The sequence below is a fragment of the Paenibacillus sp. Marseille-Q9583 genome (assembly GCF_976954365.1).
Map to the genome: position 1 here is coordinate 11,478 of NZ_CDRJTB010000064.1, position 12,818 is coordinate 24,295.

10 protein-coding genes are annotated in these 12,818 nt (G+C 43.5%); 9 read left to right on the forward strand and 1 reads right to left on the reverse strand.

Going from position 1 to position 12,818, the window contains the following annotated elements; translation table 11 throughout:
• Positions 1-8 precede the first annotated feature (8 nt).
• From ACWNM1_RS23775 to ACWNM1_RS23815, 9 genes are all read left to right on the forward strand, one after another.
• Positions 9-692, forward strand: coding sequence for a hypothetical protein (locus ACWNM1_RS23775; protein ID WP_449602872.1), 684 nt, complete (start codon positions 9-11; stop codon positions 690-692).
• Positions 689-1,345: a hypothetical protein gene (locus tag ACWNM1_RS23780; protein WP_449602873.1), complete on the forward strand. Its 657-nt coding sequence runs from the start codon at positions 689-691 to the stop codon at positions 1,343-1,345. The genes ACWNM1_RS23775 and ACWNM1_RS23780 overlap by 4 nt, the downstream gene beginning before the upstream one ends.
• A 45-nt stretch (positions 1,346-1,390) precedes the next feature.
• Positions 1,391-2,929, forward strand: coding sequence for an MDR family MFS transporter (locus ACWNM1_RS23785; protein WP_449602874.1), 1,539 nt, complete (start codon positions 1,391-1,393; stop codon positions 2,927-2,929).
• 291 nt (positions 2,930-3,220) lie between these two features.
• Positions 3,221-4,180 (forward strand): ABC transporter permease, encoded by a 960-nt coding sequence (locus tag ACWNM1_RS23790; RefSeq protein ID WP_449602875.1) that lies wholly within the window; start codon positions 3,221-3,223, stop codon positions 4,178-4,180.
• A gap of 17 nt (positions 4,181-4,197) precedes the next feature.
• The gene (locus ACWNM1_RS23795) at positions 4,198-5,094 is read left to right on the forward strand and encodes a carbohydrate ABC transporter permease (RefSeq protein ID WP_042190000.1); all 897 of its coding nucleotides are present in this window, start codon (positions 4,198-4,200) and stop codon (positions 5,092-5,094) included.
• Between the two features lie 92 nt (positions 5,095-5,186).
• Positions 5,187-7,022 (forward strand): ABC transporter substrate-binding protein, encoded by a 1,836-nt coding sequence (locus ACWNM1_RS23800; protein WP_449602876.1) that lies wholly within the window; start codon positions 5,187-5,189, stop codon positions 7,020-7,022.
• A gap of 139 nt (positions 7,023-7,161) precedes the next feature.
• Positions 7,162-8,907, forward strand: a complete 1,746-nt coding sequence (locus tag ACWNM1_RS23805; protein ID WP_449602877.1) for a sensor histidine kinase — start codon at positions 7,162-7,164, stop codon at positions 8,905-8,907.
• Entirely contained in the window at positions 8,900-10,303 is a 1,404-nt protein-coding gene (locus ACWNM1_RS23810; RefSeq protein WP_449602878.1) for a response regulator transcription factor, read from the forward strand. The genes ACWNM1_RS23805 and ACWNM1_RS23810 overlap by 8 nt, the downstream gene beginning before the upstream one ends.
• Positions 10,300-11,970, forward strand: coding sequence for an extracellular solute-binding protein (locus ACWNM1_RS23815; RefSeq protein WP_341128763.1), 1,671 nt, complete (start codon positions 10,300-10,302; stop codon positions 11,968-11,970). The genes ACWNM1_RS23810 and ACWNM1_RS23815 overlap by 4 nt, the downstream gene beginning before the upstream one ends.
• A 354-nt stretch (positions 11,971-12,324) precedes the next feature.
• Here the strand turns inward: ACWNM1_RS23815 and ACWNM1_RS23820 are convergent, their stop codons facing one another.
• On the reverse strand, positions 12,325-12,744 hold the full coding sequence (locus ACWNM1_RS23820) for a MarR family winged helix-turn-helix transcriptional regulator (protein ID WP_149646876.1): 420 nt from the start codon (positions 12,742-12,744) through the stop codon (positions 12,325-12,327).
• Positions 12,745-12,818: the final 74 nt, after the last annotated feature.

Here is a 12,818-nt window from a genome sequence, read left to right on the forward strand (position 1 = left end):
GAAGAGTAATGGACAAACATCAGCTGCCTGATTTGATAATAAACGGGGTTAGTGGTGGGGCCGGAGGTACTTACAACAACGTAAACATGGATGGTGTAGGTAAAGTAGTCGGACCGATTGTGGCGCGAATGTTTAAAGGAAATGGGCATATGAATTTGAATGATGATCTCGCAGCAGAAGAAGCAGAATGTAACGGGGTCATCAAAGTGATGGGTAATATGCGTTTTGGTACCCTAAAGGTGGATGGGGTTCTTAATGTAGGTAAGAGTTTTCGAGGTGAAAGCTGTACCCTTAACGGAATGGTGAGTGTCAAAGGGGATTGTGAACTTGAGGATTTTATAGGTGAAGGTAGCTTTAGTGTTGGTGGTTTACTAAGTGCCGGTCATGTGGATTTCAAACTGCAGAGTCAAGGGAAGGCTAATGAAATCGGTGTGGAAAGCCTCGTGATACGGCAAGTGAATAATGGGTTTTGGAGTAAGATGTTTAGCGGAATCATCCCTAAGCTTCGGCCTGAGCTATGTGCTCGAACGATCGAGGGAGATTTTATAGATGTAGAATATACAATTGCGGATATCATCAGAGGAAATATTGTCATTATTGGCCCAGGCTGTACACTCGGACGGGTAGAGTATCGCGAACAAATTACAGTGCATCCAGAGGCTAAGGTTGGAAAGGTGGAGAAGGCCCTGTGAATGATAATCTTAAAATAATTGGAACGACATCTTCAGCCGGTGGTTCTTTCAAAGATGTTAAGATCACTGGAGAATGCAAATTCGCTGGAGATGTGAATTGCGAAAAGATGAATCTGACTGGAAATGCTAATATAGCTGGAAATCTGAATATGAAGCAAATGAAAATCACTGGCGAAATTGCACTCGAGGGTAATCTTGAAGGGGATTACTTACGTGGACAGGGTGAAATAAAAGCAGCCTCCGTAAAAATCGATGAGCTTCATCTCTACGGAAATTTGGATGTGAAGGGTGATTGCGAAGGGGAAAAATTACAAATTTCCGGTGCCTTAAGCGTAGCTGGATTACTTAGTGCTGAGCATTTGGAGATTAAATTGTTTGGTCCAAGTAGTGCGAAGGAGGTTGGGGGCAGTATCTTAACCATTAAGAAGAGTAAAACTGGAAGACTGCTGCATATGATGAAGCCAACTTCGAAAATACTGTTTGAAGCGGGGCTAATCGAAGGCGATGCTATTGATCTGGTCAATACAAAGGCTAGTATGGTAAGGGGAGAACGTGTAATCATTGGTCCGGATTGTGAAATAGAAACGGTGGAATTCCGCGATACACTAGAAGTTCATAAGCACGCAACAGTGAAGCATCAAGTGAAGATATAAAGACAATTGTATAGTTATTTTTTGAGAAAAAGAGGAGTGGAACATATGAGTGCTGCCAAATCGCCCAATTTGGGTATTGTTATCGCAGGTCTCCTATTAGGAATTCTTATGGCCTCCATGGACAGCACCATCGTTGCTACTGCAATGGGTAATATTGTTGGGGAGCTTGGCGGAATGGACAAATTTGTCTGGGTCACATCAGCTTATCTCGTAGCTGAGATGGCGGGTATGCCCATATTCGGCAAGCTGTCTGATATGTATGGTCGTAAGAAGTTTTTTATTTTTGGAATTATCGTATTCATGGCGGGTTCGGCTCTCTGTGGAACGGCTGATACAATAACTCAGTTAGCTGCGTACCGGGCTATTCAGGGCATAGGTGGTGGGGCGCTGGTGCCAATCGCTTTTGCCATCATGTTCGATGCTGTTCCGCTGGAGACGCGGGGCAAGCTCGGCGGGGCATTCGGAGCAGTATTTGGATTGTCGAGTATATTTGGTCCATTACTGGGTGCGTATATTACTGATCATATTGCTTGGCAGTGGATATTTTATATTAACTTACCCCTTGGACTGTTGGCTTTTGCGATGGTCGTATTCTTTTATAAAGAATCACATGAGCATTCTAAACAGCCTATTGACTGGTTGGGAGCGGGTACGCTGCTTGGTTCAGTCATTTGCTTAATGTTTGCGCTGGAACTAGGCGGGAAAGAGTATGCTTGGAATTCGTCCATGATTCTTGGTTTATTTGCAGCCTTTGCCATCCTTGCAGCTCTGTTTCTTGTTGTAGAAACTAAAGCGAAAGAACCGATTATTTCCTTTGCTTTGTTTAAAAAAAGATTATATGCGGTGAGCATTATCTGTGCACTATTTAGCGGTGCAGCCTTTATTGTGGCTTCTGTGTATATTCCGATCTTTATTCAAGGGGTATTGGGCGGATCAGCTACAAATTCAGGACTTGTATTGCTGCCAATGATGGTTGGCTCAGTGGTTACAGCTACGATGGGTGGATTTCTGATGTCAAAAACGAGTTACCGCAGCCTGCTGATTCCTACATTCGCACTTTTGGTGATCGGTACTGGACTTGTAGCGACACTCACGCCGGATGCTTCGCGACTGCTTGTTACTTTGTATATGATTTTAATTGGGCTAGGAATAGGCGCTTCATTCTCAGTGCTAAGTACGGCATCCATTCACGGACTGACCGCACAGCAACGCGGCTCTGCCAGCGCAACGCTGAATTTCATTCGTTCACTGGGCATGACCATAGGCATTACCACCTTCGGTATCATTCAAAGTCACTATTTCTCAGGCAGTATTACCAAGTTACTATCGGCTAATGGTGGAGGAGCGGCTCCGGCGGGAGCTATGGATTTTAAAGACCCACATGCCTTGCTCTCACCGGAGACTAGGGCGCTTATTCCACCTGAAATTCTGAGTAAGATTACAGCTGGGTTATCTTCTTCCATTGTAAACACCTTTGCTTGGGCGGTAATTCCCGCAGCTTTAGCGTTATTGGCTTCGTTCTATATGGGACGTCAGAAGATGGATGCCTCTGCGGAGGGGGATGTTCAAGCGTCTGGGCATTAGCATGTAGTCTAGATAATATTCGTTTGTTTATGTTTCAATGAAAATAGACATATAAAAAAACGACCACCACTTCGGGTACTTCCTAAGTGGTGGTCGTTTTTTGTCTAAAGTCATATATGCCCTCCATCTCTAGTCCCACAAACAGGTAGAAAATGGTCGATTGTACTGCGAATTTGGTTCACAAGTATCTGACGGTTTCCCTGATAAGGCGTTCTGCTCTCTATCTCGCCAGAAGCACAGATTCTGATACTCTGAAAACGTAATCAAAATCTGGGTATAGGAGATTCCGATATGGGGGTACCTGCTGGCGAACTGCTTCCCAGCGTCGATCCGATTCATCGATCCCGCTGGAAGATGAAGAACAAACATAAGTTGTTTTTCATGGCTTTTCCGTTTCTTGTTGTCACCTTTATTTTCTATTATCTGCCGATCAGCGGATGGATTTATGCCTTTTATGATTTCATTCCCGGAATACCGTTGTCAGACACGCCTTACGTTGGTTTGAAATGGTTCAAGACGATTGTATCTAATCCGACGCAGACCGCAGAGGTTCTGCGGGTGCTGAAGAACACGCTTGCCATGAGTTCACTCGGATTAATTACATCCATCTTTCCAGTGATCTTTGCCATTATGTTGACTGAGATTAAGTCAGGCTGGTATCGCAAGTTGGTGCAGACACTAACCACGATTCCAAACTTTATCAGCTGGATTCTGGTATATGCATTGGCATTCTCGTTGTTCTCTGTAGATAACGGTGTCATCACTCACATTTTAGTGCAGCTTGGAGTGGTAGATGAAGGGTATAACTTCTTAGCCTCCAGCTCAAATATTTGGGTCACGATGATCGTTTGGTACTGGTGGAAATCGTTAGGCTGGGGTGCCATTCTCTATCTTGCTGCAATCGCAGGCATTGATCAGGAATTGTACGAAGCTGTTGAGGTGGATGGTGCAAGTCGGTTCCGCAAAATTTGGCATATCACCATTCCAGGTTTGATTCCAACCTTTTTTGTACTGCTGCTGCTCTCCATAGGTAATCTAGTCAATAACGGGATGGAGCAGTACTTTGCCTTTCAAAATGCGATGAATAAGGATTCTATTGAGGTGCTGGATCTTTATGTATACAACATCGCTTTCGCAAACAACTTTCCTTTTGCCACGGCCGTCAGCATGTTGAAATCGGTTGTCAGTGTAATTCTACTATTCGCAGCGAACACGTTGTCTAAGATGGTGCGTGACGAATCTATCATTTAAGTCAGGGGTGATCCCACTTGAGAAAGAAAAAACTAACGGCTGGAGAACTTATCTTCCAGATTATGATCTATACGCTCTTTGGATTGTTCACCCTGTCATGCATCTACCCATTCTATTATTTATTCATCAATACGATCAGCTCGAATGATCTTAGTGCAGCGGGGGATATCAAATTTTATCCAAGGCAGATCCATTTTGATAACTATAGTAAGGTGCTAAGAATCAGCGGTTTAGGACATGCGGCAACAGTCTCCGTGTATAGAACGGTTGTCGGGACGTTGCTTACTGTGGGGTCTTCAGCTTTTTTAGGATATTTGTTCACCAAAAAGGAAATGTGGGGCCGGAGTATTTGGTACCGGAGTGTCGTGGTTACGATGTATTTTAGCGCAGGTCTGATCCCTTGGTATATTACAATGCACAATTTGCATCTGACCAATAATTATCTGGCTTATATTTTGCCTACGATTATTACACCATTCAACATCATTTTGGTCAAAACCTTCGTTGAGGCCATCCCTCCATCCCTTGAGGAGTCAGCGTCTATGGATGGTGCTGGTTACATGCGGGTGTTCTGGAGCATTATTGTACCGCTTACTACGCCCATTCTGGCTACGATTACGATTTTTTCCGCAGTGAATCAGTGGAACTCATTTATTGATACGGCGTTTCTGATGACAGATACGAAGTACTTTACGCTCCAATTCTTGTTATGGCGTTATTTGAACGAGTCCAGCTCGCTCGCAGCTTTAATTCGTAATTCACCAGATATGGCCGCTAGTGTAGCAAATATGCAGACTCCAACCTCTGTACGGATGACAGTAACGATGATCGTTGTATTGCCGATTCTAATCGTGTACCCATTCTTCCAGCGCTTTTTCGTCAAAGGGATTATGATCGGTGCAGTTAAGGGCTAATGAGCTACCAGATCGGTAACGGAATGGGGTTTTCCTCTGCTAAGCGCAGAGTTGAACTATAAGTGAAGATACGAAAGGGAGGGTATAAAGCAATGAGACTAAGAAGAGCATCGCTTGTCATGCTATTCGTAATCCTGGTCTTTGTTCTGGCAGCATGTGGCGGGGGGAATAATACGGCTAACTCGGGTAAAAACACGAGCACAGAGAAGCCTACGTCCGCTGCAACGAATGCGCCGGCGGAAGAAACAGCAGCACCGGATGACGGAGCACTTGATCATTCCAAGCCGCTGAAGCTGACCGTATTCTCTACAACCGCTAACTATGCGGGTCCACAAACCGGATGGTTTGCCAAAATCATCAAAGATAAGTTCAATATTGAGATGGACATTGTAGCTTCAAACCTTACAGGTGGAGATACCAAAATCTCTGCAATGATGGCATCGGGTGATCTTGGAGATATCATTATTTTCGGTGATGATAAGAACCATTATCCAAATGCGATCAAAGGAAAGCTTCTCTTAGACTGGACTCAAGATGGGCTTCTTGATAAATACGGAAAAGACATTGCTAGTACGTTCCCAAAAGCTATTGAGAAAGCAAAGGTTGCTTTTGGTGGTGGATCATCTGTTTTTGGCATCGGAAACAGCGTAGCTTCTAATCCTTCTGGACCTTCTGAAGGGAAAGATATGACTTGGGGGCCAGACCTGCGATGGGATCTTTATCAGCAAATCGGCGCACCTGAAATTTCTAAGATTGAAGATTATCTGCCCGTGCTGAAAAAAATGCAAGAGCTTGAACCAAAAAATGAGCAAGGAAAGAAAACCTATGCCTTCTCGATGTGGTCTGACTGGGATGGCAACTATAAAATGACACTGGCTAAACAGTTCGCAAACATGATGGGCTATGACGAAATTCCTGATACAGCTGTATATGTTAAAGCAGACGAAGAGAAATATTATGACTTCTTATCCGATGACAGCTGGTATATGAAGTCGCTCAAACTATATTTTGAAGCTAACCAAATGGGCTTGGTTGATCCAGATTCTATGACTCAAAAATTCGATGATGTTGTAGCGAAATACAAGGATGGCCGTCTGTTGTTCTCTTGGTTCCCGTGGCTAGGAGCAGCAAACTACAATACACCGGAAAGAACAGCAGAAGGTAAAGGCTTTGCATTAGTTCCATTCAAAGATGAGCTGATGTATTCCACTGGCTTCAATATATACGGAGGTAACGGTATTATAGCAATCGGTGCAAAAGCTAAAGAACCTGCTAGAATTATGGAATTGATTAACTGGATGTATACTCCGGAAGGTGCAATGATCTCTGCAGGAAGCGGAACAGCGGTGCCTAACGGACCTAAAGGTCTGACTTGGGATATGGATGCAAGCGGTAAACCTGTCGTGACTGACTTTGGGTGGAAGGCTTATGCTGATCAACAGAATACGCAAGTGCCTGCAGAATATGGTGGTGGTGATTACTACTACGGCTCTAATCAAATGAACTTCTCTTTTGTAGTTCCGGCGATGGTGAATCCAGACAACAAAGAGCCATACGATCACAATCTATGGACGACAACCCTAGAGCGTAATCCGTCTAAGCTTGATAGTGACTGGAGAGCGAAGATGGGCGTTCTTACGCCTAAGGAGTATTTTGAGAAAAATAATTTATTGGCCGTAGCACCACAAGGCTTCACTGGAAAAGAACCATTGATGATGGACAAAACACTGGAGCAAAAGAACAAACAAATTGGTACGGTCATTCAACAAATTTCTTGGAAAATGGTTTTTGCTAAAGATCAAGCCGAATATGACAAATTGAATAAAGAAATGCATGATAAGGTGAATGGTCTCGGCTATGCCGAAGTTATGGATTTCTCGATTAAAAAGGCAGAGGAATTGTTCGAGGCTCGTAAAAGTGTGAAATAAGGTGTGATTAGAAAAATACAAATAGGGCGGGGCGGCGTGGAGGCTGTCCTGCCCTATTCTATTCAATTAAGGATAAATGTGGTATTCTCACATTGATATATATAGAACGCTTACAGGAAGAAGGAAGAGGATCATTCGGATGGTAAGAGTACTCAAGCGTAATCATACCCCAGTTGTCAAATCCTTACGGAATACCTTATTCATCTATCTAGTTATCGGAACACTTCTTCCGCTTCTTTTAGTAGGATTCGTAACCTACACCTCTATTTACTCTATTCTTTCAGGGAAAATTGGTAATGGTATAAGTGCAAGCCTGAAACAGGAAGCCTCTAGCTTGGAGAATGCCATCGACAATATGGATTTTGCCTCTAAACAGTTTGCGCTGGATGGTCAGATTGTGGAAGAAATGTCCTCATTTATTCAGGAAAAGCAAATTTATCGCAAATCGCAAATGATGAACTCCATCAACCAGAAGATCAACCTCGTTAATTTCACTAATCCCTACATTGGACTTACAGCCTACATTATGCCAAGCAGTGATGATCCGGTTCTGTTCACGAATATGAGTGCGCGCAGAAATTTCGATATCAGTACGTTACCTTCTTTTATGCGATATAACGGAGCTGATTATTATGGACCTCATTCTACGATGTATGCCGTTGGCGATAATCTCGTGTTCTCAGAGCAGCGCATTGTACGCGTACCAGGTGAGCATAAGCTATATATTTATTTAGAGACAAATTATAGCCTGCTTCGCAAAATATTTAATCAGGAATCTTACGGGATGAAGGTTAACCACCTACTTGTGAATCAACAGGGCTCTAGCACTTATGTCATTGATGGTAAATTGCCTCAAGGAATTATCAAAGCAGCAGGAAGCAACTCCAATCTCACACATGAAACACTTACCGGATATCATCTGTTTCGATACGCTAGTCCACAGGGCTGGAAGCTTATTGCTGTAGTTAAAAAGTCGGAATTCAACAGTGAAATTTATGCTTGGTTCTTTAAAATGATCCTACTCGCGTTCTCGACATTACTCTTTGCCGGAGTTCTGGCTTGGATGATATGGAAAAAGATTTATGGTCCTTTACGCAAGGTTAACCTTGAAATTAATCGAATGGCGGAAAATGTTACCTCTCCAGTAGCTTACACAAATGTGGAAGAGTTTGATTTTGTACTTAGTAACTTCCAGCAGATGAAGAAACAGGTGAATGAGCTGATTGTTGCGGTAGCCCATAATGAGAAGCAGAAAAGCCAATTCGAGATTGAAAAGCTACTTAGCCAGATTAACCCTCACTTTTTGCATAATACATTGAATACGGTGCAGTGGATGGCAAGGCTTAACGGTCAGAAGGAGATCGACAAGCTGGTTACCCTTCTTGTAAAGGTGCTGCATTATAATCTGGGCAAGCAAAGCATCATTGTTACCCTTGGAGAGGAAATTGAAGCGATCCGAAATTATATGGAACTGCAGCGCATCCGTTATGACTATGAATTCGAATTTAACGTGGAGGCTGATGAGGATGTATTGTCTGTGGCTGTCCCCAGATTCTTACTTCAACCTCTTGTTGAGAACTCGATTTATCATGGACTAAGCGATAATGGCAGGGTGGATGTCTTGATTACAGAGCATGGTGAAGGAGAAGTTCAGCTGTGTGTAAGAGACAATGGGGCTGGAATGGATGCGGATACGTTAGATCAACTGCTGTCAGAGGATGGCGCCAAGAAACGGGGGCTCGGAATCGGCTTCTCGTACGTGAACCGGATGCTCAGAACCTACTATGGAGAACAAATGAAGCTAGAGATGTACAGCAAGCTAGGGGAAGGTACGGTTGTATCTATCGTGATACCGAGGAAAGGTAAGGAGGACTTCGATGATTAAGGCTGTAGTGGTTGATGACGAGAGACTTGTGCGGAAAGGCTTCATATCTCTAATTGATTGGTCATCCTTAGGGGTTGTGATTGTCGGTGAGGCGGGAGATGGCAAATCGGCCTTGGAGCTACTTCAACAACAGGAAGTGGATCTGTTATTTGTAGATTTGACTATGCCCGGCATTTCTGGGTTCGAGCTAATTAAACTAGTAAGGCAGCGTTTCGCAGGGATTCGCTGTGTTGTGCTTACTTGCCATCATGAGTTTGACTATGTGCAGGAGGCCATGCGTTTAGGAGCCGTTGATTATATTGTCAAAACTCTATTGGAGATGGAAAATGCGGACGAGACTATACGTCGCCTGGTCGATCGCATCAAATGGGAGGACAATACAAGGGATGCACTGGTTCATGGTGAAGGTAAAAGGATAGCTGCAGACAAGGCACTGCTCTATTTACCATTAAGCAGCCACTGTAATGAAGAAGAGTTATTTCACCTATCCTTCGTGAAGAATAATCCGCTAATTACCTTTCATGAGATGTGGATGTCGCCCTTGCTTCACCGGTTCTCGGAAGAGGAGGGGAAGCGTGAGCTTAAGAACCAGCTTTCTGGGAGATGGCAGACCGCGCTCATCAGTGGGTTAAGAGATCAGTCACTACAGGAATTGGAGGAGCAGCTCACCACGAAGCTTCGGCATATGCTATTTTATCATTCTAGTGCTGAAGAACTGACCCTTCTGAATTATGAGGAACTAAAGAAGGAAATAGCGGCTCCCCATTTAAAACCGGATGAAGCTGATCTATTCGTGCAAGCTCAAAATCTCAAGTGGACGATTGATGGAAACGAATGGGAGAATTTTGTAACGAACATACTCCTGCAGAAGCCAAAGCAGGATAGATTTCTAACGTTTGCCCATGCCCTTTTGCAAAGCTGGAGTTCTTTACTTTTGAAGTCAGAGGATGCCGTTCAACTGGAACGGGATATTTCTTTTAATTTGAACTGGTGTCATTGGAAGACCTGGCTGCGCCGATTTTCTGATCATGTGGGAAGGAGAATGCTCGAGCTAGGATTGACTAAAGAGGTGATGTCTTGCCTTATTCGCGCAGTTCGTTATATGCAAAGCCATGCAGGTGACAAAATCAATCAGAGCGACGTAGCGGCGGAAATTAATATGAGCCGTGGTTATTTCAGTCAATGTTTCGCTCGTTTTGCCGGGGAGACATTCGGTGAATGTTTACGGGGAATGCGTCTTGAGTTGGCTAAATCATTATTGCGGGAGACTTCATTACCCGTCTGTGAGATTGCTTCAAGGTCTGGCTTTGAAGATGACCGTTACTTCAGTAGACTGTTCAAAGAACGTATTGGTCAACTCCCGAGTGAATATCGTGCGGAGGGGAAGGACCGATGATGAGATTGTGTAGATCTATCCTCTTACTTGTAATGATGATCGGACTTACATCATGCCGTGACCAGAACAAAACAGTAGATTCTACTCGAAGTCCTCAGGGTGAGGTCGAAGATGCTTCTATAGCGTATAGCAAATACGAAGATCCGATCGTGATTCGTGTAGGATTTAAGGTTCCCGACTCCAGGCTAAATACAGGTGACAGCAACGACAACAATCCTATCACCCGTTATTTGGAGAGCATTACGAATATCAAGGTAGTTCACTCTTGGGAAGCGAAGGGTGAAGATGCTTTTAATCAAAAAGCTCAGCTTGCGATCGATAGCAATGATTTGCCGGATGCGATGGTTGTTGATCGAGATCAATTGAAGAAACTCATTGATAATGACATGATAGAGGACCTTACAGAGACCTACAATGTATATGGCTCTGATTTAATTAAGGATATGTACAATTCTACTCAGGGTGAGGCACTATCCGATGCTTCTCGATACGGCAAATTATACGGATTGCCTAATGTAGCCATTGATGCGGATTCGCCTGTTCTGCTCTGGGTGCGTCAGGATTGGCTGGATAAACTGGAGCTGCAGGCACCGCAAACCTTCGAAGATATTGAGAACATAGCGAAGGCTTTTATTGAGAAAGACCCCGATGGCAATGGCAAAAGAGATACGGTCGGACTTAGCGGCTACAAGAATATCATCTATGGGACAAAGCCATTAGTAAATGGTCTGGATGCTGTGTTTAGTGCATTACATGCTTTTCCCACCAATTGGATCAAGGATAACGCTGGGAATATTGTATATGGATCCATTACACCTGAGACCAAACAAGCGCTTGCCAAACTGGCTGATTGGTATAAAAGAGGGCTCTTGGACCCTAATTTTGCACTTTATAAAGAAACGCAAGAGCCTATTATTACAGGGAAATCAGGCATGTTCTTTGGCCCGTGGTGGATGCCGTATTATCCTTTGTCAGAGGCGGTTGCTCTCGATACGAAGGCAGAATGGAGAGCGTATGCTGCTCCACTTGATGAGTCTGGTAAGTTTGTTGCTCATTTGGCTCCGGTAACAGACCGTTACCTTGTTGTGCGTAAAGGTTTCGAGCATCCAGAGGCGATTATGAAGCAGTTGAACGTGTTTACAAGACTTGAGAGAAGGCAAGACCCTAATTCGGAGGAAGTTAAGAAGCTGGATGATTTTTCTGCGCAAACAGGAATTCAGCTGCGTGCTTATTATCCGTTTGACCTTTTAATTGATTATTCGGATGCGATAGAGAAACATTATGCAGATATCCAGCAAGCTTTGCATGGCAAAATAGACCCGGACACATTAAATCCAGATACCCGTCTCATTTATGATCAATGGGTGGAGGACACTGAACAACCAAAGAAAGATCTGGAAGGCTGGAAAGCAGCGAATGCATATAAATATGGAGTTGCCGTCTTAACCTCAACTGCTATTGAGGGAGTGCGGGGAGTGTTTTACGGAAACACCCAACTAATGAAGAGTAAGTGGACGGAGCTGCAAAATCTGGAGAGCGAGACATTTTTGAATATCATTGTGGGCGATTCACCGCTTAGTGACTTTGATGTTTTTGTAGCGAAATGGAAGAGCCTCGGCGGGGAGGCGATTACGAAAGAAGTTGCTGAGACTGTAAAGGTGAAGTGAGCACGGGATGATATAGATTTTTTCGCTAAAGTAGCGGAGTGAATGGACTGATTGTGGAAAAGTGGAGTGTCCTCACCAAGGAAACGGGAGCACTGATCGATAATTAGGCAATTCCTCCCTGTAATTCTGAGATTTCTGCTCATCTGACTAATAATTAGGGAATTTCTACCTATAATTTCGCTGATTCGTTGGCAAATACAGATATTACTCTGATTTTTAGGGAGGATTTCCCTCTTTCTATTCATTTAAACATTTACCAGCTATTATCAGGTCGCTTTTCCCTAATAATTCTCAAAAAAAGAAGCTGTCCCTTAGGTAGCCTTTACTACTTTTGAGACAGTTTCTTTTTTTGTGCTATTCTTCGTCAGTGCTGATTTTTTGAAGTAAGTTGCGAAGCTGCTCTACTTCCTCGCTGGTTAATTTACCAACTAGGCTCTTGTTGTAATCATCTAAAATAGACTGAAGAATTGGCGAGAAATCGATTGCTTTAGGCGTTGGATACAGTAGTTGAGAGCGTCGATCATTAGGATCTGGTTTACGTTCAATATAACCCGAATTCTCTAATTGCTTCACGGAGCGTGCGGTGGTGGCTTTATCGAATTTTAGTTCAGAAGTTAGTTGATCTTGTGTAATCCCTGGTCTGGAAGTAATCAGTTTTAGAAAACTATGTTGCCCGCCACTTCCTATTCCATAGGGCATGAATTTTTTTACCAATTGCTTTTGATTTTGACGATGAAAATAGGAAATCAACTTTCCTATAGGCTCTTTTTCCAAGATATAGACACCTCTTTGAGTTTATAGTTCGCGTATTTGCTACTCTGAGACAAAGTGTACAATAAAGTCGTTGC